We start from the raw sequence: 24,342 nt of genomic DNA, 5'->3' as shown, positions 1-24,342 counted from the left end.
AATCGCCGGAATGACGGGCGGACGGAGCACCCGGCGCGCCGGCGAGCGTCCGCCTCAGCCATGACCGGGAAGCGACATTGAACGAGACCGGAACGACGCGCGAGACGGAACCGCGGGGGCCCGACACGGGTCTCCGCTCGGCGCGAGCCTTGGCCCGCCTCGCCCTGCTGTGCATCGCGGGAGCGGTGGCCGCGGTGGTGGCCGGCACCGGCCATGGGTTCATCCTGCTGCTGGGCCTGGCGGGCCTCGGATTGGCCGGCGCGGGCCTGTGGTGGGCGTTGGCGCACCGTGGATTCGCCCGTCTCCTCGGTGCCGTGTTGGCGATCACCGCACCCGTCGGCGTCCTGGTGCTCTACGCCGTGTCGGGCCTGTGGGTGGTCGCGGTGGTCGCCCTCGCGGCGTGGACGGCCGCGCTCGGCTGCGCGAGGAGTGCCCTGCGCCGGCTGCGCAAGCCGCACGGCATGCACACCCGCACGGTGCGCCCGCCCCGCCGGGCCGTACTGATCATGAATCCGAAGTCGGGCGGCGGGAAGGTCGTGCAGTACGGACTCGTGGAGCGGGCCGAGGCACTGGGCGCGCGAGTGATCCTCCTCGACCTCGACACGGATCCGGATCCGGTGGCACTGGCCCGGCAGGCCGTGGCCGGGGGAGCGGACCTGCTCGGTGTGGCCGGCGGCGACGGCACCCAGGCCCTGGTGGCAGGAGTTGCCGCCGAACACGGTCTGCCGTTCATGGTCGTGACGGCCGGCACCCGCAACCACTTCGCCATGGACCTCGGCCTGGACCGGGACGATCCGGTGAGCAGCCTGGAGGCGCTCTCGGACGGTGTGGAACTCCGCGTCGACCTCGGAGACGTCTCCGGCCGGCCGTTCGTCAACACCGCCTCGTTCGGTACGTACGCGCACATCGTGCAGAACCCCGACTACCGCGACGCCAAAGCGGTCACCGCGCTCGACCAGTTGCCGGACCTGCTGGCGGGCGAGGCGGGCGCCGAACTCAGTGCCCGGACCGACGAAGAGCGGTTGGAGACCCCGCAGGCGGTGCTGGTCAGCAACAACCCCTACGCACGGGCCGACCCCCTGACCGGTGGCCGCAGGGAACGGCTCGACACGGGCGTGCTCGGCGTGATCGCGGTCCGGGTCGGGGGCGCGGTACAAGCCGCCGAACTGGCGCTGCTGGGGGAGCGGGCCAGCGGCATCACGACCCTGACGTCCCGCAGCGTCGTCGTCGAGTCGGACGAGGAGACCATCCCGGTGGCCGTGGACGGCGAGGCACTCGTCCTGCCTGCGCCCGTGGTGTGCACGATACGGCCCGGCGCGCTGCGGGTGCGCGTGCCACGGGAACGTCCGGGGGCACCGTACGTCGCACCGGCCGTCGACTGGTACCGCGTCGTGCGCCTCGCGTTCGACCGGTCGCCCCACGAACACGAGAGCCACGACCGAGCGGCCCTCTCACGCGACAAGAACCAGGAGCAGAGCGATGATTGACCGTCGGCCTCGGCAGCAGCGAGTACCACAGGGCCTGTTGCGCGATCTCGCCAGCCTCGACCAGGCGCTCTACGAGGCCGTGACGGTCACCAGCACACCGGCACTGGACTCGGTGCTGCGCCGGCTGTCCGCGACGGCCGATCACTCCAAGATCTCTCTCCTGATCGCCGCCGCCCTGGCCCTGCGCCCCGGCCGCTCCCGGCGCGCCGCGGTGCTCGGTGTCGCGGCGATCGGCGTCGCGTCCACCACGGCCAACCTGCTCGGCAAGCGTCTTGTGCGGCGGCCACGCCCGCACCGTGCCGAGGACTCGCCCTTCCCCGGTCGGCACGTCCCGATGCCGGCATCCGCCTCGTTCCCCTCGGGCCATACGGCGTCCGCCGTCGCCTTCGCCGCGGCGGTCGGGCCCGCGTTCCCGGCCGTCACGGTCCCTCTCGGCCTGCTCGCCTGTGCCGTGGGCTACTCGCGCGTCCACACCGGGGTGCACTACCCGGGCGACGTGGTCGCCGGCGCCGTACTCGGAACGGGTGCGGCTGCCGCCGTCCTCGCGGCGGCAGCACACTGGGACGGCGCGGGCAGCGCCGGGCGGGTGACCTGCGGCTCTTCGACCCGGTGACGGCCCGTGATCCGGGCGCTCGGGCGCTCGGGTGCCCGAACGGCAGACGCCTCCCGAGACCGGTATCACCCAACCTCATAGTTGAACGCGTTCAAAAAGCTTGCCATGATGGGTCTCGCCATCCGGAGAGGATGCTGGGGGAGAGGACCAACACCATGACGAGCTCGCTTCTCATGCCGCGAGGCCGTGTCCGCACACGTGACGCCGACACGGGAAGAGCGACGGGCAGTACAGCTCCGACACGGATACTCGACTGGCGGCACCCGAACGTCTCGTCCTTGCTGCGCCATCTCGACATGCCGACGGACACGCAAGACGCCTCGGTCGCCTGCCGAACGGCGGCCCTGCGGCAGGCCCACCGATGGATCGCCACGGCAGTGCGGCCGGTGTACTCGGTGCAGGACGAGCGCCCCGTCTCGCAGGTGCTGCGCCGCCGGCGGGGCTCGTGCAGCCAGCGGCTGGCGGTGCTGGAGGCGGTCGCACGGGCAACCGGGGTGGCCACACGCGTGCGCGGCCTGCTGGTGGACGGCAGCTTCTGGTACCCACGCTTCCCCCGGACCCGCCGGTTGGTCCCGTACCAAGTCGTGCTCGCATGGCCGGAGTTCCACATCGAGGAGCTGCCGCGGAACGGCCGCCCCACCGCGCCGTGGCTGACGGTCTCGGAACTCTTCGGCGGTCTCGACGAGTTGAACGAAGCGAGCGACGGCGGCTTCACCAACACCGGCCCGGAGACGCTCTTCGAGGCACTGTCCCGGACTGCGATCGACTGGGACGGCACGACGGTCTGCCCGGCCACCGACCCCTCGTGCGACCTTTCGGCCTACGTCCGCACAGACCTCGGCCATTTCGACTCACGGGACGCACTCTTCGCCCAGCACGGCCAGAGCCTCTGCGGAACGGCGAGGCTACTCGCCGAACCCTTCATGAGCCGGCGTTCGGCAGGGTCCTAGAGCGTGTATCGGAAGTGGATCAAGTCGTAGTGACGAGTTCGACGAGGCGATGGGCGGCGCCGGCGACCGGCAGGGTCGATGATCTGCGGGGCTGCCCTCGTCCGCGCGGGGACGACGGACCAGGGGCATAGGGGTCGGTGACGGGGTTCGGCCCGCCCCCGGGCCGACGGGAGTGGGCCGAACCGCGGCTGTGCTCCGTGGGTCAGCGGACCGTGGTGACCCGGTGCTCCTTCAGCGCGGCACAGTTGGAGCCCGTCACGTAGACGTACACGTTGTCGATGTGGCCGCCCCAGTCGACGCAGTGGGCCTTGCCCTGGACATAGGTCGGTCCGGCGTACGACGTGTACGCGCCCTCGTCCTGGGCGTACTCGCCGGTGTCGGGGACGTAGATCCACGCGCCCATGTCGTGCGCGGTGCCAGGGTTGGTGCGGATGGTCGCGACGCAGTTCTTGCCGTTGGATGCGTTGTAGGTCAGGTAGACGGTGCCCTGCGTGCCGACGGGCGCGGAGTTGACGGTCTTGTAGCTGCTTCCGCAGACCTTCTGCGCGGTGGTGTTCGGTGCTGCGGAGGCGGGGCCGGCCGCAACGGTCGTCGCGCCGACTGCCAGGGCCGCCATCGCGGTACCGGCGATAACAGAACGATTGAACCTCATATTTCCCCCTTATGGTCTTAGGAGTTCGTTACTCCTGACAGGTCAGACACGTGCCGGTCGCGCAGGGTTGTGACCCGGCACCGGCTTGATCCGGCCGAGTTGACCGGGCGGACCGGGAACACTGCCGGGTGGCTGTGACCTGGGTGGACAGGGAAGTTGCGGCGCCGTCCGGGCCCGCCGTCCGCGCGACGGGTCACGCCGCGCCGTCACCGCAGCGGTCTTCGTCCGGGGACGTCGCAAGCCGGGCACGCCAGGCGGCGGCCCGGGTGACCAGGGGCCGTCCGCGCCCGGCGCCCCGCCGTCGCGGATCCGCCCAAGAGCACGACAGCGTGCGGACGTCGGCGCATTCTCGCCACAACCCATCGGCGCACTATGTGTCGAAGGAGTTCACTCAGAGGGTGATTTGTCCCGAATATAATCCTGGATTACGGCGTTGAGGGCGTTTTAGGTGCTACGTCAGCTTGGGGTGGATTCCGCGGTGAGGCGGCGGGTTATAAGGTTGATCATTGCGAGGTGGATTGTGGCTTCGGAGCGATGCGGCTTGGCCTCGTAGCCGCGGGCCAGCCGGCGGTGCTTTATCAGCCGACCCAGGGTGCGTTCGGCGGTCCAGTGGCGGGACAGGACGGTGAAGCCAATGGTGTCGGGGTTGCGGCGTGCTCGACGAAGTGCTGGCAGTGTCCGCGGTCGGCCCAGGTCTTGCGGATGGTGGGGTGCTCGGCGGTGACCTTCTCGATGAGGGTCTGGCCGGCGATGGAGTCCTGCACGCTGGCTGCGGTGACGAGGACTCGGAGGAGGAGTCCGACGGTGTTGATGACGACGCTCCGCTTGCGGCCCACAGTCTTCTTGCGGGCGTCCCTGCCTGCTGGCAGGCGGGGAGGCGCTCGGGACGGAAGAACCGCTCGAAGAGCAGGGTATGCGGGATCGGGGCGAGGTCGGTGATGCCCAGGACGTAGGCGAGGATCGAGCCTTCACGGAACATCGGTCCTGGTCCACAATGATGCCCTGGCTCTTGGCCCGCAGAGCGAAGTCGGCGACGACAAGGTACGAGTAGCCCCGGGGTCCACTGGTAGGCGCTCTTGGCCTCGGCTGCGTCCTCGCGGTCTAATGCGCGGTGATGGACGCGAGCGTGGCGGGTGTGGTGGGCGCGGCGATCGGTGCGCTGGGGGCCGTGGCCGGCGGCTGGCTCTCCGTACTCGGTCAAGGGCGCCAGCGGCAGTTGCAGTCCGACCGCGAGCACCGGCGCGAAGCCGCGCGCCGGGAGGCGTACGGCGGATTGATCGCGAGTACGAAGTTGCTGTCGGCCGCGTGGTGGCGGTTTTCCGACGTGCTCTGGACCGAGCAGTCCACGCCGGAGCAGTGGCGGACCTCCTTCGCCGAGGCGCACAAGGCTTGGACGCAGTTCAGCACCGCAGTCGCGGCCGTTGTCGTCTCCGGGCCGGTGTCCGCCGCAGAGGCGGCCGAGGTACTGCGGGTGGCCATGTACGACTGGGAGAAGGCCGGGATGGACTGGTTCGCGGCTGCGCTGCGGGAGGGACGAGGCCAGGTGGATGAGTGCCCCGAGCGTTTCAACAGGTCTGCCGAGGCGAAACGGGCTCCGGACCGCGCCTTTCAGCACGCCGCGCAGGTGGCCCTGGGAACAGAACACCCGTAGCGGGATCGCCGGGGCGCGACACCACGGATCAGGTCCGGTGGTCGAGATGCCGGCAGGCGCACCCTGGCACGCCGTGGTGACGGCAACTCGGCTGTGCAACTCGTAAAGAGCCTGGGCGCGTTACGCGTGAAGTCCTCGGCGCCCGTTGGCCAGTTGCAAGAGAGTACGCACGCGAGGAACCCTGACGGGGATACCGATGCCTGAGCCATCGGCAGAGGCAGAGGGGACGAGGATTTGAGCACCGACAAGCCCAGCAAGCAACGCATCGGCTGGTCCGGCAAGGTATGGCGCGCGTTGGAGTCGTTGCGTGGCAAGAACTGCTGGTACGTCGTCTACTGGCCAGACGGCGAACCGCACACCGACGAACGGGCCGTTGTCCTGCGCCGCACTCGATACCGATGGCAGGCCTCACGGTGGATCCGGAACTGGGGCACAGGACTTCCTACGCCGATCTTGGTCACACCCCACGACGTGATCCCGCAGTATGCGTCCAAACAGCCTCTCTATCCATACTCTGACCAGCCCCTTGGAACGGATTTCTCGATCATGGACCGAGCGCTCGGGGAACCCGAGGCTTGAGAGAGCGTCGATCGTCCGGATTCCGCGCCGCAACATGGTCTGGGACTCACGGGATTTCTGTGGGCTTCGCCGCCCAGCCCAGGCACACCTTCGGCGTGGGCCGGGCGGAAGGGGTGATACGCAGTCGGATGCCGTATAAGGGCCCCGCACTACGGCGAGGAGGCCCTGCCCGTCCCGGCCTTCTGGCCCGGCGGCCGTGGCCACTTCGAACCGCACGTGTTCGACGGCGACCTCGCCACCGGCGTGCTCGCGATCGACCTGTACAACGACGGAGCACCGCAAGCGACGCCCGCCATGGCGGTGCTCATCAGGCACCAGCTGGACACCGCGCCCTTCGAGCCCGGCTGGGTCGCGGACCCGCAAGCCTTCGTCCACCGCTGGCAGGACGGCAACTGGCAGTGGACGCTGGCCCTGTGGGGACAACCGCTGCCCCCCGAGCAACTGGAGCGCGTAAAGAGCTCCATGCCTGAGAACTGAGAAGGACGACGACACAGGTCACCGACTGTACGGAATCGCCTGTGCGATGACCCAGGCCCTCTCCTCCCCGCCTGACCATCTGCTCGGCGTGGATCGACCACAGCGGTGAACTGTCCCTCGCTGAAGGCAGGTTGATCCGCTTGCCCAGCTGGACTACCTGCTGCGAGTGGGCCGATACCTGAACTGGCGCAACGGAAGGGGAATCGGCAGGCGGACCGTGTCCTTGGGTGACCTGGCCCGGAGCGAGCGGCCTCGGTCAACGGGTTCCCGATGACGCACCACGTGGAGTGCGTGGCGATCCTTGGGCCGGTGGCCAAGCTGTCCTGACCTGCGGTTTTGTGTGTGCGCATTATGCGCGGTGTGGGCGTTACGGGCGATATCTTGACGCTGAAATGACGCTCATTTGACGCTCGTTCTGATGGGGTGTCAGGCGTGCTGCGTTGCTGGTCAGGCGATCCAATGTGCAGCCTGGCTGACAGATACCGCTGAGAATTTCGCGATCTCAGGCGCTTGTACTCAGCCGCTTGCGCACAGCGCTCAACAGATCCTTGGTCTGCTGGTGGTACACGGCGCGCATGGCCCTGGCCAGCGCGAATGTGGTCTTTGAATCAGAGATGAAGGGCTTTGGCCCGCGCATGGTCCGGATCTTGGCTGTGAACTGGGCAAGGCCGGAGTCGGAGACGGGCTCGTACAAGACAGGGTGCGATGCGCGAAGCTGGTGGAACGAAAAGATCTTCTTGAAGTTGTCTACCAGGCCGCTCTGACCTGCGGTGATGCAATCATTATTGCCTCTCACCTGCAAGTATGAGCCTTTCCGGGTCTTTCTGGGCCATGCCGCGTTAGGCGGCCCATTCTCCCCGCGCGCTCCCCAAGAGGGGCTCGTACTCCCCAGATTCTCCCCATGGAGGGTGTCCAGATGGCAGGCGCTGACCGTGATCTCGGCGGCTCGGCGTAGAGAGGCATCGGTCACGCGGCGTGCGCCTCGGCAGCGCGGAAGATGCCGGTGCGCTGTCGAAGAGTCGGTGACAACAGCGCGCAGGACGAGGGGACGCCCGGTGATACGGGATGGTGCCCCGCCGGATGGTGTAACCGATCATGGCGTCGGAATCCGCAGGTCGGTGACGGTGGCTCCGCCATGGCGGGTGCTCAATTCGCCTCAGCAGGGCGCCTCATGGACCGCGGTCTCGCCGGAGATCGTCAGGGGTCTCGTACCGGAACGCGTAACGCTTGATCCCCTACACCACGGCGCGGGACACGACCTGATACGGCCCGAAGTCCCCGAAGGGTCTCAGGGAGGGCCCCACTGCCGACAGCCACCTTTTCGGGTCTATGCACGGCGTGCGGGTGCGGTGTGGGCTGGTGCTCGTGCATCGGTGGTCCGAAACGAACGGCAACGCGCGCTTCTGGAACGGCTCTCGGCTGGTGAGGACCCCGCGGCCTGGACACCGAGTGACTAGCGGTCTGCTCATGCCCTGCACGACTATGGACTTCTGACGGTCGGGTCTGGTGCAGGTATGGGTGACAGGTTGAGATGTCACCCGATCGTGCAGCAGACCCGACCCGTCAGACGTAGCGGTGGGAAGGCGCATGCGGAGGTTACTGACGCTGGCCGCTTCTACCTTCGGGATAGTCATCATCCTGACCAGCCGGGGTTTGCGGGCAGCGGTGATCAGGCGGCGCCCGCCGGGAATCCGTCTTCGGCGGACGCCGTAGGGCTGCGCGGATCCAAGGGCTGAAGGCGCACTCCGATGTCTTGCAACGAGCGGCCCGTCGCTCGCGCGCGACGAACAAAGGCGATGGATCTGGTGGAGCGGGAGGATTCCTTGGGCGTGATCCTCGGGGAGATCGCGGCGTGGGCGGTGGACGACGCCAAGCGTCGGGCAAGCGAGGAGCGGGCTAAAGCGGAGCGCGAGATCCGTTGGCAGGCAGCCATGGAGGAGGCCAGGGGGCAAGCAGTGCAGGATCAACTGGCGGAGGCGCTTCGGGCGGAAGCTGGACGATGGCAGGAGGCCAATGCGCTGAAGCAGTAATGTGATGACATGGAATGTCGCCTTGGCAGGCTGGCGGTGGCACGGACGAGTCGGTTCTGGATTCGGCCCGACGCTGGTTGGCATGGGCGCGCGGCATGCACGGGCGATAGACCCCTTGACCGGGCTTCCGGAGATGCCGGACACGCCTGAACCGACGCCGGAGGAGCTCAGGCCGTACCTGACAAGGTGGAGTTCTCATCTGCCCGAGCGACGGAACGATCGGTAACGGGGAGCAAGCGGCACGCTCTCCATGTCCCGATATGGCGTTGGTCTTTGCTCGTGCTGTTGCCTGCGTCGCGCGGAGACGTTAGATGAGGATGAGGACTGGGACGGAAGGATGTCGGGAGAGATCTCGCCCACAGGGAAGCGCTCCGGTTTCAACTCGTCGCCCGAGGTCCGGGCGTCTCATGCGGACCGGGACCGCGTGGTAGATGTGCTACGTGTCGCGGCGGGAGACGGGCTGCTGACCGCAGACGAGTTGGACGAGCGCCTGGAGACCGCCCTGTCGGCGCGGACGCTGAGTGAACTCGCCGCGCTCACCGCTGACTTGCCGCCCGTATCGGCCACGGTCGGCGGGGCTGGAGCAGAGGCCAAAAACGTCGTCCGGATCGAACAGGTCCACAGCGGCGGGATCGAGCGCCTGGGGCGCTGGGTGGTACCGCGGAAGCTGGAGCTCGCCGTAACGTATTGCAACGTGACGCTCGACTTCGCGGAGGCTGTGATCACGTACGACACCTTGCGGATCGACGTGGCGATGGCGGGGAAGACCCTGACACTGATCACGAGGCCGGGCATCGTGGTCGATACGGATGGTCTGCGGCTGGTGCACACCCGGGTCAAGCACCGTCAGACTCCGACGAATCCCGATACGCCGGTCATGCTGAGAGTGGAACTGGTAGGCCGGAAGGCTCACGGCCGCGTGGTGATACGGCCCGCTCGACGGACGTTCGGGCAGTGGCTTCTGCGCAGGTCCACGCAATCGACGTGAGTATGAGATCAGCTCAACTGCTTGGTTTTGCCCGCAGGCGGGCGCATGGACACTTTCGCGGCTCGACATCGGACAAGGTTCGCGGTCGCGGGGGTCCGTGCGGGGAAGGGCTCTGCGCCTTCTCGGATGTCGGCGAGGCCGGGGACGGGCTCGCCGACATGTCGGTTGGTGACCGGCTTCCACTCGGCCGCGATGGTGGATCAACGGCAGATGGTCTGTAGGAGTGCTGTGTCTAGTGCTCTGACCGCATAGGTTCGCCGGGTCGGTGGTCGTGGCGGTTGGATGTGCGATGACGTCCGATCCGACCGCTGGAGGTGCGGTGGCCGAGCCTGTCTGTGTGCGCAGACTGACCGATCAGGAGGGGCAGCGGCTGCAGCAGATCGTGCGTCGGGGCAGTACCAACTCGGTGCGGTACCGGCGGGCGATGATGCTGCTGGCCTCGGCCGGCGGGAACCGGGTGCCGGTGATCGCCCAGCTGGTGCAGGCCGACGAGGACACCGTCCGGGATGTGATCCACCGGTTCAACGAGATCGGCCTGGCCTGTCTGGACCCTCGGTGGGCGGGAGGCCGTCCCCGCCAACTCAGCCCTGACGACGAGGACTTCGTCGTCCAGGCGGCCACCACCCGCCCCACCAAGCTCGGCCAGCCTTTCACCCGCTGGTCACTGCGCAAGCTCGTCGCCTACCTGCGGAAAGTCCACGACCGGGTGATCCGCATCGGTCGTGAGGCTTTACGCAGTCTGCTCGCCCGCCGCGGTGTCACCTTCCAGCGCACCAAGACGTGGAAGGAATCCCCCGACCTGGACCGCGAGACGAAGCTGGACCGGATCGAGGAGGTACTGGACCGCTTCCCCGACCGGGTGTTCGCCTTCGATGAGTTCGGGCCCCTCGGCATCCGGCCCACCGCAGGTTCCGGATGGGCCGAACGCAAACATCCCGACCGGGTGCCGGCCACCTACCACCGCACCCACGGCGTGCGCTACTTCCACGGCTGCTACTCGGTGGGCGACGACCGACTGTGGGGCGTCAACCACCGCAGGAAGGCTGCCGTGAACACGCTGGCCGCGCTGAAGTCGATCCGCGCAGCCCGGCCCGACGGTGCACCGATCTACGTGATCCTGGACAACCTGTCCGCCCACAAGAGCACCGACATCCGCCGCTGGGCGAGGAAACACAAGGTCGAGCTGTGCTTCACGCCGACCTACGCGTCGTGGGCGAACCCGATCGAGGCACACTCCGGGCCGCTGAGGCAGTTCACCATCGCCAACTCGAACTATCCCAACCACCCGGTGCAGACCCGGGCCCTGCACGCCTACCTGCGCTGGCGCAACGCCAACGCCCGCCACCGCGACGTCCTGGCAGCCGAACGCCGCGAGCGCGCCCGCATCCGCAGCGAGAAGGGCATCCGCTGGGGCGGACGCCCCAGCGCGTCCGCAGCCTGACACCACCTGGCGGCCAGTGACTCAGAAGCCTCGGAAGACGCCGTCCTCGTCGACGGCTCCGGCGAACTCCTCGAAGTCCATGTTCGCGCCCGAGAGGTTGTTCTCGATGCTCCACAGCTGGGCTGCCACAACGCGGACACAATGCCAACGCTCACCCCGCAGGTTCATCACCCGGAGCGGCCGTTCAGTCGAGGCGAGGGCTTCAGAGTCCGCCAAGACAAGAAGCGGATGCTGGTACTCCGCGGGGATCAGGTCGAGGGCCTGGTCGGATGTCAAACCCTCGTACCTCCGGTCATCGACGACTGCGACGTTGGCCAAGAAGCCGTCCTTGCTGGGCGATAACAGCGACGCCCGCAGAGCGTCCCACGCACCGTCTGTCGAGAAGTCGGTGCGCACAACGAGGGCTTCCAAAGTGCAGGGGAGCTGATTCATGCGCGGACAGTACCGCCAACCCGGCGAACCAATCCGGTCACAGCACTAGCGAGAGTTGAGACGCGGCCGTGCCGGACCGTCCTGCACCCAGTCAACGCCGTTGCGGGTGATCGGGAAGGACGAGAGGGCGACCTTCTGGAGTTCCATACGCACCTTGTGACCGCCCAGAAGGCCGACCAGAGTGAGATGGTCCGCCGCCGGTTGAGCGAAGGTGAGCTGACCGGCCCACTTCGGGTCGTCCGCCCGAGCCAGCGTGATCGTGTGATGCGAGGCGTCGAAGAGGGCCATGTAGTCCACGATCGAGCCGTCCATGCGCTGGCTGGACACTGGCCCGTCTTGGTACGAGTGCGGCGTGTCCACGATCAGCCGGTTCCAGCGCTCGGCGTCGTTCTCGAGAGGCGGCAGATGATGGCCGTCCGACGAGAAGCTGGTGACGTTCCAGATCCCGTACAACGGCGGTTTGGGCCCCGACGATCCGATCGAGTCCCACAGATTCCACTCCTCATGCACCTGGGACCCGACGAGCCAGGCTCCGACCAACAGTTGTGCCGCCAGCGCGAGGTGAGCCGCTCGTCGTGCCTGGAACAGTGGCGGTCGGGCGGCGGGACCGACGCGCTGGTTCAGCACGAAGAACTTCACCAACCGCACTACATGCGGAGCCAGAACGAAGAGGCTCAGCAACAACAGGTGGAAGGTGAAAATCTTCAACGGCACCTGGTATGCGGCATTGAGGATGAATACTTGAGTCAGCTCGACCGAGGCCAGCAGGGATCCGAGCAACGCCGTGCGCGGTACGACCAGGAGCAGACCGGCGGTCACCTCGGCGCATCCGAGCAGGATTTCGTACGGCTGGGAGCTGCCGACCTGGGACCAGAGCACGTTCAGCATGGCGAAGTTCCCGAAAGGCTCCACGAGCCTGGTGAGCGGCAGCGACATCTGCAGCGGGAACACCTTGGCGAACCCGAAGGAGAACAGCTGCGCCGCCAGGCAGAGCCGCACTACGAGGTACATCCACTTGTGCAGCGTCACGTAGTTCTCGCGGGCCCGGTCGAGCAGCGACCACACGAGCGTGACCACGGCGGCGCCGAGGAGCCAGGTAAAGGCGAGAACCCAGAAGAACGCCTGGTCGCCACTCTGGACGGGCTCGATGAGAGGCGCATGGACATGCAGCACGTGGTCGGCCACCCAATTCACGAACGGGCGTGCTGCGTGGTACTGCCGGCTGAACACCGACTGGGGGAGATCGTTCCCGAAGACTCCCAGCAGCGGATACATGATCCGCATTTCGGTGACAAAGAACAGTGCGACATAGGCAAGGCAGAAGCGGAACGCGATCAGCTGGGCCGAATTCCACTTCGGCTCAGACCTGTCATCTTCCGCTTCCTCCAGTTTTTCCGGACTGCTCGACGGCCGGGCGACTTTGAGTAGTCGTGTCATGCCAACCTCCTGCCTCGGGCTCCGACACACGGCTCGCAGCGATGCACGACAGGGTGAATTCACCGCGCAGATCGCGAGAGGAAACGAAGGCGGGCAGCTGCCCACATCGAAAGAGAGCCGGGAAGAGCAACCGCTGGAATCGGCCCCAAGTCTGGCCCGGCATTGGCCGAATGTCCATGCCCGGAATTCCGAGTGGAGCGGAATTCCGGGCATGGAATGGGGCGGAAAGGTTATCTTGTGGCCGGGTTCTCTGTCCGGTTGACAGGACGTCGGCGGGACGAGGTGGTTCTCATCCGAAGCGAAACGTCAGTGGAACGGTTTGGGCTTGAACCGGGTGATGCTTACATCCCCGGAGTGTGATTGGGCCTGCACCGCGATGCTTCTGCCGAGAGAGTTGTCCGCACGGCCCTCTCGCGGAGAATCGTGCACGGTCCCTTTGGGTGCCCGTAGATCGAGTACGGCATCGGCGTCCTCGGGAAGGCTGATTTCGATGTTTCCCGAGTCCGAAGCGGCGCTCACCGACCCGCCGACGACTTCGGCGACCCGAATGTCACCGGAATCGCTGTACGCATCGACAACGCCGTGCGTACGGCCGATGAGAAGGTCGGCGTCGCGCCCGTGCAATCGGAGGTCGCCCGTGACTTCGCCGATCTCGGTCTCGCCGTATTCACTGGTGATACCGGCGCTGCCGTCGATCCGACGGATCTGGACGACACCGGAGTCACTGGTCACCTCGGCGTGACCGGTGATCTCCTTCACGGAGATGTCTCCGCTGTCGGTGGTCAGCTTCAGGGGACCGGTCCGGTCCAGGGCGATCTCACCGCAGTCGGTCCGGAAGGTGCACTCGCCCAGCCTGCCCACGCCACGCAGCCCGCCCTCCAGCACCACACCGTTGACCGTGGCGCCCTCGGGCACGTCGATCCTCACCTGGATCGACTCGCCGAACCCCAGCCAGCTGGTCCAGCTGTTGCGTGCCGGGGGGCCGTCGACGACAAGGCGTCGGTCTTCGTAGCGGACACGGAGCGACGACGGATCGTCCAGGCCATGGGGGACCACTTCGGTGTCCGAGCGGTCGCTCGCGATGATCAGGAGGTCACCGACAGGCAGATTGACGGTGACGAGGACTCCGTCAGGAGTCGGAAAGGTCGGCATGGAGTTGGTCCTTGCTAGGAGATGCGGCATTGCGTGTCACCGGGCGGCGGAAGCCAGTTCCACCGGCAGCGCGGTCAGCCGGCGCAGGCCCGGCACCTTCTGCCAGGGGAGGTTCTCGGAGGCGACCGCGAGCGACAGTTCGGGGAACCGGTCGAACAACGCCGGTAGCGCGACGCCGAGTTGGAGCTTTGCCAGATAGGCGCCGAGGCAGTAGTGCGGGCCGTGCCCGAAGCCGACGTGTCCGTGGCCGGGACCCGTCATACTGCGCGCGACATCGAACCGTTCGGGCTCGGTGAACTGCCGCGGGTCGTAGTTGGCCGAGGTGAGCATGGGCTGCACCACGTCCCCGGCCTTGATCTGCACGCCGCCGAGCTCGACGTCGACCGCGGCATACCGCGGTACGGACACCTGGGTCGGTCCGCAGCGGCGGACGAGCTCGTCCACGGCCGTACGCCACAGCTCCGGATCCTGCTTGAGCCGTGCGAGCTGGTCGGGGTGGACCAACAGCTCCGCGATGCTGTTGCCGAGCGCGTGGGTCGAGGGCTCGTGCCCGGCGGTCATCAGAGTGATCACGAACGTGATCAGCTCCTCGACGCTCAGACGGTCGCCGTCCTCGTCGTGGTTCCTGATCAGTGTGGTGAGCAGATCGTCCGCGGGTGAGTCGCGGCGCCGCTCGATGATCTCCCGGACGCCCGCGATCATGTCGTGCAGCGCCGCCGGCATGACGCCGGGCTCCAGAGACCCGAGGCCGCTGCTCCACTTGTGCCAGGCCGCGTGATCGGACTCGGGAATGCCCATGAGCTCGCAGATCACCGTGAGCGAGAACGGATACGCATATTCCCGGATCAGGTCGACCTCCCGGTCGGAGTCGGCGAACCTGCCGATGAGCGATTCGGCGACGGTTTCGAGCCGGGGGCGCAGGTCGTTGACGCGGCGCACGGTGAAGGCACGCGTGACGAGTTTGCGCAGTCGGGAGTGGGCCGGTGCGTCCTGGCCGAGGATCCCGTTGGCGAGGTACGGATAGTCCTCGACGGGCACGCCGAGTTTCTCGGCCATCTGCGTCCTGGCGTCGTCGCCCTGATCGCCCGTCACCGAGGCGATGTTGCTGACGAACCTGCGGTCGCTGAGGACCGTGAGGACCTCCTCGTAGCGGGTGACGTACCAGACGGAGACGACGCCCATCAACCGGCCGCGCACCACAGGGGCTTGCTCGCGCAGCAGCCCGGAGCCGCGGTAGGGGTCTGCCATCATCGCGTCGGAGAGGACATCGGGTAGCTCGGGTGATTCGGTGGACATGGCAATCCTCCTGCTGTGCAGACGGTAGAGGCGTTGGTCGCTCCCGGGCACGGCGGTGTCCGGGAGCGGTTCTTCCGCGTCAGGTGTGGCGCGGGTCGCGCTGGTAGAGCTTCTTGGACCACAGGTAGCCGGCCAGTGCGATGGCGAGGCACCAGGCGATCCCGGTGATCCAGTCGTTGCCGATCGGCTGATCGAGCAGCAGACCGCGCAGTGTCTGGGTGATCGGTGTGAACGGTTCGTTCTCGGAGAACCAGCGCAGGCCCGGGGCCATCGACTCGGCCGGCACGAACGTGCTGGACATGAAGGGCAGGATCTGAAGGATCATCGGCATGTTGCTCGCCGAGTCCACGGTCTTCGCGAGGAGGCCGAATCCGACGGCCACCCAGGTCAGCGCGAAGCTGACGAGAGCCATCAGCCCGAAGGCCCCGAGCCACTCCAGGACACCCGCTGTGGGCCTGAAGCCCACGAGGAGTGCGATGGCGATGACGATGACGAGGCTGATCATCGACTGAATCACGCTGCCCAGAACGTGCCCGGTGAGAACGGAGGCACGCGAGATGGGCATCGTGCGGAACCGGTTAATAACCCCTTTGGTCATGTCGACCGCAACTGAGATCGAGGTTGCCATCGCTCCCACGGTCAGCGCCAGCAGAAGGATGCCCGGGGCAAGGTAGTCGACGTATTCCATGCCCTGCCCGGAGGCTCCCAGGCCGTTGCCCATCGTGCCGCCGAAGGCGAAGACGAAGAGCAGCAGCAATACGGAGGGCATGACCACGGTGCCGAGCAGCATCGACGGGTTGCGCATGGCGTGCCGCAGATTGCGGCGGAGCATGGTCGACGAGTCCTGAAGGGCGAAGGAGAGAGTGCTCATCGGACCGCCTCCTGGTGTCCGTCGGCGGCCTCGGTCTGGCCGGTGAGGGTGAGGAACACGTCATCGAGGTCGGGACTGTGCAGCGACAGGCTGGACGCGTTGACCGATGCCTGGTCGAGCCGGTCGAGTACCTGCCGCATCGACCGCAGATCGCCCTCGCTGGGCAGACGCAGGCTCAGCGACTCCTCGTTGACGTCCGGAGTACCCAACGCCTGGGCGGCCAGGGCCAGTTGCTCCGATGTTTCGAAGGTGAGCCGGATGTAGCCGCCCGGCACGAGGCGCTTGAGTTCGGCGGGGGTGCCCTGCGCGACGAAGCCGCCCTGGTGGAGCACCGCGACGCTGTCGGCCAGTTCGTCGGCCTCTTCGAGGTACTGGGTGGTGAGGAGGATCGTGACACCGTCCGCGGCGAGACCACGGATGATCGACCACATCGTCCGCCTGCTGCGCGGGTCGAGACCCGTCGTCGGCTCATCGAGGAAGATGATGCGGGGTCGGCCCACCAGGGTCATCGCGAGGTCGAGTTTGCGCCGCATACCGCCCGAGTAGGCACCGGCGAGCTTCTTCGCGTCGTCGCCTGCCAGGTCGAACCGCTGGAGCAGTTCGTCGGTGCGCTGCCGGGTCTCCTCGCGGGAGAGGCGGTACAGCTGACACATCAGCACGAGGTTCTCCTCGCCGGTGAGCAGTTCGTCGACCGCGGCGAACTGCCCGGTGACGCCGATCGCCCCGCGGACCGCCCCGGGATCCTGCAGGAGGTCGTGGCCGGCGACCTGGACGGTTCCGGCGTCCGGTCGGATGAGGGTGGACAGGATCTGCACCAGAGTCGTCTTGCCCGCGCCGTTCGGACCGAGCAGCGACCAGATGCGCCCGGAGGGAACTTCGAAGTCGATGCCGTCGAGGACCAGCTTCTCTCCGAACGACTTGCGCAGACCGGTCGCCTTGATGGCGGGTGGACCAGTCATCGTCATAACTCTTCCCTTTCGAGCAATGGGAATTCCGCTGTGGATGCGGCCTCGAACTGGGAGCTGCGTATCCGGCTCCAGGGGAGGCGGCGCTTGCGTGGATACGTACCGGGAGCCGCCGCGGCGCGAAGGTGGCTGTCGAACCGACCTGAGCGGGGTGCGCTTGTGTCCCGTCGCCAGGACACAAGGAAGGGTGCCTGAGCTATGGCGTAAGTATGGCGCCTTAGTGGCGCCATATCAAGCGGAGTGGCGCAGGCTCGGCGTGAGAGGCCCGCGCAGCCGTGGCGGACGAACCTGCGAGCACGCCCTCTACAGCCTTCCGATACACACTCCTGGCGGGTGAACGACGTCGGCCGCCACCCCGCGTGCTGGGGTGGCGGCCGACGTGATGCCTCTGAATCCTTCAGGCGGAAGCGGTCGAGCCCGTTGCCTGTGCGCGGTGGATCATGATGTCGCCGTGCCGCGAGCGGGCCACCACCTTGACGGTCTCCCCCTGAGGGGGAGGGCCGTCCTGGCTCTTGAGGGTGTTGCGCACGGAGCCGGTCGTACTGCGTGCGTCGATCCAGGCCACAGAGCCCTCGCCGACGCCGATCTCGATCTCACCCGACCCGGTCAACAGCTCGGCCTCGCCCTCCCCCACCCGGCCGAGACGAATGGTGCCGCTCGCGGTCTTAGCAGTGACGCCCAGCCCGGCGTTGTCCACGAAGATGTCACCGCCGGCCGTACTGACGTGCAGGTCGCTGCCGCTGTCACCGACCCGGACGTCGCCGTTCACCCCCTTGATCACGGCGCTGCCTGACACCTTGCGCAGCTGCACCTTGCCCGAGACCCCGTTGATGTTCGCGTACTCCGACACGTCGTTGACGGTGACATGCCCAAAAACGGTGTCCACGTGCAGGATGCCCACGTGTCCGAGGTGCGTGTCGCCGGACACGCTTTCCAGGCGGACGTCGTTGAGCCGTCCCTCGGCCCTGATATGCGCCTTCGACACCTCGGCCTGCAAGCTGGAACCCGCCGGCAGTTCGATGGTGATATCGATCGAGCCGCCCCCGCCGACGATGCCGGTCAGCCAGCTCGGTTCCGGCGCCCTGACCAGTAGTCGGCCTGCCAGGTAGCTGACCTCGGTCTGCTGCGCAGCCTTGACGTCGGCGACGGCGGCCTTGTCACCGGGGGTGACGCGTACCACGGTGTCGGTGCGGTCGCTGGCGATGACCGACAGACTTCCCTTGCTCATGCTCAGTTCGACGGTGATGGGCTCGGGTGTGCTGAACTCGGGCATCGGAAGCCCTCCTGTCGTGGTGGTCCAAGGACTCAGCCGACCCAGCCGACATAGCGCCGAGTCGGTCCGGAGCCGCGGTTGCCCGGGCGGGGCTGTGACGTGCCGGGATCCAGTGCGGCCGTGGCGACACGGACCAGCCAGGCGTTCACGGACATTGCCTCCTGGGCAGCGGCGGCCTCGATCCGGGCCTTGAGCTGTTCCGGTGGGCGGAAGTTGATGCGCCCCACCGCGCCTTCGTTGCCGCTGGGGAGTGGCGGCGCCCCCTCCGGCACGGGGGCGGCCGTGGCTGCTTCGAAGTCCTCCGCCGGTAGCTCGTCCAGGCCGGGGGGCGTGACGACGAAATGCGGGTTGCGTCCGCGCAGCCGGACTTCCACCGAGCCGGGCACCAGATCCCGGGTGATTTCGTCCGCCGCGGCCGACAGCACGTCGAGCATGGTGAGCCTGGTCGCCGATGCGACCGACGAGGCCAGGCGCTCCGCCAACGCCATGGCCTCGCCGTCGCTCGACCCTGCAGAGGCCAGGAGTTCGCGGTGGAGGCCGTCGACGTAGGGCTTGAGATCCATGGCGTAAGTGTGGCGCCTCTCTGGCGCCATCGCAAGTCCGGCTCGACGTAGTGCGCAGGATCGGCCCCGCAATGGACATCGCGATCGCCCCTCGAATAGCACGGTAAATGCTGCTGCCTTTTCTTGGGGTCGTCCTTGTCCTGGCGACAGGACAGTCGAGTAGGCGGACCGTCGACAGGGCGACGCCCGTCTGAAAGACTCGGACCCGCGCTAATTCGTGCGTGAATAAATACACGTGTTGAAATCCGGAAATACCCAGGGTCTTTACTGTCGAATCGGTGATGACGGGAGCGCTATGTCCGCGCTGGCTGAAAAATGGGATCTGGACCGACAGCGTTACTTCTGGATGTACGGCGAAAGCGGATCGTCCGAGCGGGTCGTCTTCGACGAGACAACCGGCATCTGGAACGTGTACGGGCATGCCGAGGCGCTGCACGTCGCGAACAGCCCGCATATTTTCTCGTCGGACACAGGACGCCTGATACCCGAGCGGCGCGAATTCGACGAGGGCTCCATCACCCAACTGGACCCGCCGCGGCACACCGCCCTGCGCAAGCTCATCACGCACGCTTTCACGCCCCGGGCGATCGACGAGCTCGAACCCCGCGTCCACGCCATCGTGCAGGACCTGTTGGACAGGGTGACCGATCGGGCTGGCTTCGACCTGATCGCCGACTTCGCCTACCCGCTGCCCGTCACGGTGATCGCGGAGCTGCTCGGCATCCCCGCGAGCGACCACGACCTGCTCAACGGGTGGGTCGACCGGATGATGAGCACGACGACGGAGTTCTCGCTCGGGGAGCGCGACGTGAGCGTCGACAACGCGGTGGCGGACGCCATGGAACAGGTCCGCCACATCACCGACTATCTGCGAGAACACGTCAAGGACCGGCGCTCCCACCCGCGCGAGGACCTGCTCACCGCCCTCGTCCAGGCGGAGGTGGACGGCCAGCGGCTGACCGAGAACGAGGTGGCCAACTTCGCCAACGTCATGCTCGTCGCCGGACACGTCACGACCACACTGCTCATCAGCAACACCGTGCTGTGCCTCGACGCCCACCCGGAAGCCGACCGGGCCGTCCGGCAGGACCGGACAGCGGTCCCCACACTGCTCGAGGAGTCGCTGCGCTATCTGACTCCCATCGCGTGCATGGTGCGGGTGACGACGGCTGCCACCGATGTCGGGGGCGTGACGATCGGACCGGACCAGATGGTCGCCGTATGGCTTTCGACGGCCAACCGGGACAAGCGGGTCTTCAGCGATCCCTACACCTTCGACCCCGCGCGTGAACTCAACCCGCACATCGCCTTCGGCCGGGGAGTGCACTTCTGTATCGGGGCGGCCCTGGCGCGGCGCGAGGGGCGCATCGCCATGAACGCGCTGTTCGACCGGTTCCCCGCACTGCGCTGCGACCCCGACAACCCACCGGCCTTCATGACCAACCCCAACCTCAACGGTGTGACCAGGCTTCCCGTCGTCGGCTGATCCGGCCGTCCAGGAGGAGAACCCGATGAACCCCAGCACACTGGACGAGCGCGTCTACCGGACGGCGGAGCAACTGCTGCGGCACAACCGGGCGAAGCTCGTGCCCGGCGCGAAGATACGGCCGCGGTGGATCGAGGGTGGTGCTCGCTTCTGGTTCCGGACGGCCACCCCGGAAGGGGTCCGGTTCCTCCTCGTCGACCCGGCGCGTGGCACTCGGACACCCGCCTTCGACCACGTCCGGCTCGCCGCCGCGCTCGCGGCCGTCTCCGGACAGGACGTCGACCCGGACGCGCTTCCGTTCGTGGCCTTCGAGCCGGTGGGCGACGCCGTCGAGTTCGACGCGCTTGGCCAGCACTGGAGGTGCGGTCTGGACGACTACACCTGCGCCGTCCACGAAGCCCCGCCGCCCCGTGAACTACTCGACGTTGTCGCCCCGGACGGCCGACACGCTGTGTTCCGGCAGGAGTACGACCTGAGCGCCCGGTCGCTGGCGAACCGGCGGGAGTGGACGCTCACCGACGACGGTTCGGCGGACCGCGACTACGGCGCCAACCCGGATTACTTCATGTACTCCACGCTGCTGGGCAAGCTCGGCATTTCTCACCTGCCGCCCGCCGTGCTGTGGTCCCCCGACTCCCGGCGCGTGCTGACACACCGGACCGACATGCGCGGTGTCCGGGAGACACATCTGATCGAGGCCCTGCCGGCCGACGGCGGGGCGCCCAGGCTGCGCACTCAGCGGTTCGCCTTCCCCGGCGACGAGCACATGCCGCTCGCCGAACTCGTGGTGCTGGACGTCGAGTCCGCGAAAGCGGTGCCCGCGCAGGCGGAACCGGTCCCCATGCCGCTGATGTCGCCGATCTCCCGGCGCTGGGCATGGTGGGCCGAGGACGCTTCGGCCGTGTACTACCTGAGTTCGACACGGGACGCGAAGGAGCTGAGCCTGCACCGGCTCGATCCGACCTCTGGCGAGGAGCGCACCGTCCTGACCGAATCGGGTTCCACGCGGGTCGAGCCCGCACAGATGCTGGGACAGACGCCGATCGTGAAGGTCCTGTCCGACGGGACAGAGGTGCTGTGGTACTCCCAGCGCGACAACTGGGGGCACCTCTATCTCTACGGAACGCGGGACGGCGAGCTGCGGGCGCGGGTGACGTCGGGAGCGTGGGCGGTGCAGGAGATCCTGCACGTCGACGAGGAACGGCGAGTCGTTTACTTCGTGGCGTCGGGCCTCGTGGAGGACGACCCCTACCGCCGCACGGTGTGCCGGGCGGGGCTGGACGGCTCGGGTTTCGCCACGGTCACCGACGACGAACTGGACCATGTCGTGACCGTGCCCCCGGGCGCCAGGTACTTCGTCGACTCGGCATCGACCCATGAACTCCCGCCGGTGATCAGCGTGCGGGATTGGGACGGAGCCGTGCTCGTCGAAGTGAGCCGGGCCGACGACTCGCGACTGCGCGCGGTCGGATGGACGCCACCGGAACGATTCCGTGCCACGGCGGCCGACGGGCACACCGAGATCCACGGAGTGCTCTACCGGCCACACGACTTCGATCCGGCGAAGCGGTACCCCGTCCTCGACCACCCCTACGGTTTCCCGAGCGCGACCCGGGTGACGCCCGCCTTCGACCCCGGCTACTACGGCTTCGACGCCGAGGCGCTCGCGGCGCTCGGGTTCGTCGTCGTCGGCATGGACGGGCGCGGCTCCCCAGGACGCGACAAAGCCTTCCACGACGCCTCCTACGGCCGGGTCGGCGATGCGGCGGGACTCGTCGACCATGTGGCGGCGCTCCGTGAGCTTGCCGACAGCCGCCCCTGGATGGACCTCGACCGGGTCGGGGTCTTCGGGATGTCCTCCGGAGGGTTCGCCGCCGTCCGGGCGATGCTGGACTTTCCCGAGGTGTTCAAGGCGGGGGTCGCGGAGTGTGGGGTGCACGACCTGCGCTACGCCGAGCAGGGTGTCGCCGAGATGTACAACGGTCCGTTCGATCCGCAGGCGTACGCCGAGGCGTCCAACGTCGACCGCGCGGACCGGCTAACCGGCAAACTCCTCCTGGTGCACGGGGGACTGGATGACAGCTTCTCACCGCATCTGACGATGCGGTTGGTGGAACGTCTCATCGAGGCGGACAAGGACTTCGAGCTCCTCGTCGTGCCCGGCTCGGACCACGCCTTCGTCGGTTACCAGCACTACCTCGACCGGCGCCGGTGGGACTTCCTGGTCCGCCATCTGATGCATGCCGAACCGCCGGCGGGCTATCGGCTCGCACCCGCTCCGATGGACGAGGAAGCGATCGCCGACCTGTTCGGTTGAGGGGACAAGGCATGTACATCAGGAAAGCGATCGCGGACGGACTCTGGCTCAGGCCGTGCAGCAGCCCGGGACTGCGTGCCAGCCGCTGGCTGATCTGTCTGCCGCACGCAGGCGGCACCGCCCACACCTACCGGACCTGGCCCGCGTACCTGCCGCTGGACCTGGGCGTCTACTCGGTGCAGTACCCGGGACGGCAGGACCGCTACGGTGAGCCCCCGGCGGACGCCATCGAGGACATGGCCGACGACATAGCCTCGGCGGTGGAACCGTTTACCGGCGATCCGCTGGTGATCTTCGGCCACAGCATGGGCGCCTACGTCGCTTACGAGGTCACCGCAGCTCTGGAACGCCGGCACGGACCCGTCGTCGATCTCCTGGTGGTCTCCGGCGTGATCGCGCCCCACCGCAAGTCGCCGAGCGAGGTGCACAGACTCGGCGACCCGGAGTTCGCCGCCGAAGTCGCCCGGGACAATGCCTCCTTCGGGGAACTGCTGGCAAGTCCCGACCTGGTCCAGGTCCTGCTGCCGATGATTCGCGACGACTACCGCCTGTTCGAGCGGTACCAGCCGGGCGACCCGCCCGTGCTGCACACGCGGGTGCTGGCGACGGGCGGCACCGAAGACCCGGACGTCGACCACGCCGGCCTGACTCTGTGGGGGGAGCTGACGGGCGGCAGCTTCGAAGCCCTCTCCTTCTCGGGCGGGCACTTCTATCTGGCCGACGATGAGCCGGCGCTCGTCAACTCGATCGCCGAGCGACTGCCGGCGGCGTGACCGCACCGACCATCGCGAAGGGGAAGAGGGGGACGAACAGTGTTGCGAACGGCGTCAGGCAGGCGCGTGGAGCGTGTCCGCACGATGCGGCCCCGCCGGTATCTGATGTGCCGGCCCACGCACTTCACGGTCAGCTACTCGATCAACCCATGGATGGACCCGAGCGCGCCGACGAGCGCGGCCACCGGTCTCGCACAGTGGAAACGACTGCACGACGTGCTGGTGGCACTCGGTCACACCGTCGACCTGATACCGCCGTGCCCCGGCTTGCCCGACATGGTCTTCGCCGCGAACGGAGCCGTCGTGGTGGACGACAGAGCACTCGTCGCCCGCTTCCGGCATCCGCAGCGGACGGCGGAATCGACCGCGTACACGCAGTGGTTCCGTGAGCGTGGCTGGACCGAGGTCCGGCAGGCGCGCCGGTTCAACGAGGGCGAGGGGGACTTTCTGCTGGCTGGCGGAGTGCTGCTGGCCGGTTCCGGCTTCCGCAGCGAGCCCGCGGCCTGGGCAGAGGCCGAGGAGTTCCTCGCCCGGCCGGTGCTCGGGCTGACGCTGGTCGACCCGCGTTTCTACCACCTGGACACCGCCCTCGCCGCCCTGGACGACGACGAGATCATGTACTACCCGGGCGCGTTCAGCGCCGAGAGCAGACAACTGCTCGCCGACCGCTTCCCGGACGCGATCCAGGCCACCGAACAGGATGCCCTCGCCTTCGGACTCAACGCACTGTCCGACGGGCGCCACGTCGTCCTCGCCCGGGCGGCCGAGAGGCTCGCCGGACAACTGCGCGAGCGGGGGTTCGAGCCGGTCGGAGTGGAGTTGACCGAGCTGCTGAAGGCGGGTGGCGGGGTGAAGTGCTGCACGCTCGAACTGCGGACGGCCCAGGCGGCGCCCCGCCCCGTGGAGTGA

At 67.6% G+C, this 24,342-nt stretch carries 21 protein-coding genes and 2 pseudogenes; 12 read left to right on the top strand and 11 right to left on the bottom strand.

The window, feature by feature from the left end:
• The first annotated feature begins 77 nt into the window (after nt 1–77).
• The 3 genes from ACNFOC_RS06220 to ACNFOC_RS06210 all read left to right on the top strand — a co-directional run bounded on the left by ACNFOC_RS06220 (nt 78) and on the right by ACNFOC_RS06210 (nt 3,050).
• A complete protein-coding gene (locus ACNFOC_RS06220) occupies nt 78–1,487 on the top strand; it encodes a diacylglycerol/lipid kinase family protein (protein WP_416957433.1) in 1,410 nt (469 codons plus the stop codon).
• Complete coding sequence (locus ACNFOC_RS06215) at nt 1,480–2,100, top strand: phosphatase PAP2 family protein (protein ID WP_416957431.1); 621 nt, start codon at nt 1,480–1,482, stop codon at nt 2,098–2,100. The genes ACNFOC_RS06220 and ACNFOC_RS06215 overlap by 8 nt, the downstream gene beginning before the upstream one ends.
• A 296-nt stretch (nt 2,101–2,396) precedes the next feature.
• The gene (locus tag ACNFOC_RS06210) at nt 2,397–3,050 is read left to right on the top strand and encodes a transglutaminase domain-containing protein (RefSeq protein WP_416957428.1); all 654 of its coding nucleotides are present in this window, start codon (nt 2,397–2,399) and stop codon (nt 3,048–3,050) included.
• A 202-nt stretch (nt 3,051–3,252) separates the two neighbouring features.
• Here the strand turns inward: ACNFOC_RS06210 and ACNFOC_RS06205 are convergent, their stop codons facing one another.
• The 3 genes and pseudogenes from ACNFOC_RS06205 to ACNFOC_RS06195 form a co-directional block, all read right to left on the bottom strand.
• Entirely contained in the window at nt 3,253–3,702 is a 450-nt protein-coding gene (locus tag ACNFOC_RS06205) for a spore-associated protein (RefSeq protein ID WP_416957426.1), read from the bottom strand.
• 456 nt (nt 3,703–4,158) lie between these two features.
• Nucleotides 4,159–4,562: pseudogene (locus ACNFOC_RS06200) on the bottom strand (transposase); the annotation flags it as partial.
• 74 nt (nt 4,563–4,636) lie between these two features.
• Nucleotides 4,637–4,681 (bottom strand): annotated as a pseudogene (locus ACNFOC_RS06195) (hypothetical protein); the annotation flags it as partial.
• A gap of 135 nt (nt 4,682–4,816) precedes the next feature.
• Here ACNFOC_RS06195 and ACNFOC_RS06190 point away from each other — a divergent pair.
• The 5 genes from ACNFOC_RS06190 (at nt 4,817) to ACNFOC_RS06170 (ending at nt 10,868) form a co-directional block, all read left to right on the top strand.
• Complete coding sequence (locus tag ACNFOC_RS06190; protein WP_416957424.1) at nt 4,817–5,353, top strand: hypothetical protein; 537 nt, start codon at nt 4,817–4,819, stop codon at nt 5,351–5,353.
• A 795-nt stretch (nt 5,354–6,148) separates the two neighbouring features.
• Entirely contained in the window at nt 6,149–6,409 is a 261-nt protein-coding gene (locus tag ACNFOC_RS06185; protein WP_416957422.1) for a hypothetical protein, read from the top strand.
• 1,796 nt (nt 6,410–8,205) lie between these two features.
• Complete coding sequence (locus ACNFOC_RS06180) at nt 8,206–8,439, top strand: hypothetical protein (RefSeq protein WP_416957420.1); 234 nt, start codon at nt 8,206–8,208, stop codon at nt 8,437–8,439.
• A gap of 337 nt (nt 8,440–8,776) precedes the next feature.
• Nucleotides 8,777–9,427 carry a DUF1707 SHOCT-like domain-containing protein gene (locus tag ACNFOC_RS06175; protein ID WP_416957418.1) on the top strand — a complete coding sequence of 217 codons (651 nt, stop codon included), beginning with the start codon at nt 8,777–8,779 and terminating at the stop codon, nt 9,425–9,427.
• Between the two features lie 319 nt (nt 9,428–9,746).
• Nucleotides 9,747–10,868, top strand: coding sequence for an IS630 family transposase (locus tag ACNFOC_RS06170; RefSeq protein ID WP_416957416.1), 1,122 nt, complete (start codon nt 9,747–9,749; stop codon nt 10,866–10,868).
• Between the two features lie 21 nt (nt 10,869–10,889).
• On the opposite strand, the gene ACNFOC_RS06165 is transcribed toward ACNFOC_RS06170, so the two are convergent.
• From ACNFOC_RS06165 to ACNFOC_RS06130, 8 genes are all read right to left on the bottom strand, one after another.
• Nucleotides 10,890–11,300, bottom strand: coding sequence for a DUF6924 domain-containing protein (locus ACNFOC_RS06165; protein ID WP_416957414.1), 411 nt, complete (start codon nt 11,298–11,300; stop codon nt 10,890–10,892).
• A gap of 45 nt (nt 11,301–11,345) precedes the next feature.
• Entirely contained in the window at nt 11,346–12,737 is a 1,392-nt protein-coding gene (locus ACNFOC_RS06160) for a DoxX family protein (RefSeq protein WP_416957413.1), read from the bottom strand.
• A gap of 306 nt (nt 12,738–13,043) precedes the next feature.
• Nucleotides 13,044–13,889 (bottom strand): DUF4097 family beta strand repeat-containing protein, encoded by an 846-nt coding sequence (locus ACNFOC_RS06155; RefSeq protein ID WP_416957411.1) that lies wholly within the window; start codon nt 13,887–13,889, stop codon nt 13,044–13,046.
• A gap of 36 nt (nt 13,890–13,925) precedes the next feature.
• Nucleotides 13,926–15,185, bottom strand: coding sequence for a cytochrome P450 family protein (locus ACNFOC_RS06150; protein WP_416957409.1), 1,260 nt, complete (start codon nt 15,183–15,185; stop codon nt 13,926–13,928).
• Between the two features lie 79 nt (nt 15,186–15,264).
• Complete coding sequence (locus ACNFOC_RS06145) at nt 15,265–16,056, bottom strand: ABC transporter permease (protein ID WP_416957407.1); 792 nt, start codon at nt 16,054–16,056, stop codon at nt 15,265–15,267.
• On the bottom strand, nt 16,053–17,015 hold the full coding sequence (locus ACNFOC_RS06140) for an efflux ABC transporter ATPase subunit, DrrA-related (protein WP_416957405.1): 963 nt from the start codon (nt 17,013–17,015) through the stop codon (nt 16,053–16,055). The genes ACNFOC_RS06145 and ACNFOC_RS06140 overlap by 4 nt, the downstream gene beginning before the upstream one ends.
• A gap of 403 nt (nt 17,016–17,418) precedes the next feature.
• The gene (locus ACNFOC_RS06135; protein WP_416957403.1) at nt 17,419–18,294 is read right to left on the bottom strand and encodes a DUF4097 family beta strand repeat-containing protein; all 876 of its coding nucleotides are present in this window, start codon (nt 18,292–18,294) and stop codon (nt 17,419–17,421) included.
• Nucleotides 18,295–18,326: 32 nt separating this feature from the next.
• Entirely contained in the window at nt 18,327–18,857 is a 531-nt protein-coding gene (locus ACNFOC_RS06130) for a toxin-antitoxin system HicB family antitoxin (RefSeq protein ID WP_416957401.1), read from the bottom strand.
• A gap of 295 nt (nt 18,858–19,152) precedes the next feature.
• Here ACNFOC_RS06130 and ACNFOC_RS06125 point away from each other — a divergent pair, with 295 nt between their 5' ends.
• The 4 genes from ACNFOC_RS06125 (at nt 19,153) to ddaH (ending at nt 24,342) form a co-directional block, all read left to right on the top strand.
• A complete protein-coding gene (locus ACNFOC_RS06125) occupies nt 19,153–20,343 on the top strand; it encodes a cytochrome P450 (protein ID WP_416957400.1) in 1,191 nt (396 codons plus the stop codon).
• 25 nt (nt 20,344–20,368) lie between these two features.
• Nucleotides 20,369–22,660, top strand: a complete 2,292-nt coding sequence (locus ACNFOC_RS06120) for a S9 family peptidase (protein ID WP_416957398.1) — start codon at nt 20,369–20,371, stop codon at nt 22,658–22,660.
• An 11-nt stretch (nt 22,661–22,671) separates the two neighbouring features.
• Nucleotides 22,672–23,433, top strand: a complete 762-nt coding sequence (locus tag ACNFOC_RS06115; RefSeq protein WP_416957396.1) for a thioesterase II family protein — start codon at nt 22,672–22,674, stop codon at nt 23,431–23,433.
• Nucleotides 23,434–23,499: 66 nt separating this feature from the next.
• Nucleotides 23,500–24,342 carry a dimethylargininase gene (gene ddaH, locus ACNFOC_RS06110; protein ID WP_416957394.1) on the top strand — a complete coding sequence of 281 codons (843 nt, stop codon included), beginning with the start codon at nt 23,500–23,502 and terminating at the stop codon, nt 24,340–24,342.

It is taken from the genome of Streptomyces colwelliae, from assembly GCF_048158785.1.
In the GTDB taxonomy this organism is placed as follows: domain Bacteria; phylum Actinomycetota; class Actinomycetes; order Streptomycetales; family Streptomycetaceae; genus Streptomyces.
Note: the sequence above shows the minus strand (reverse complement) of the source record. Positions and strands in the feature narration are given on the sequence as shown.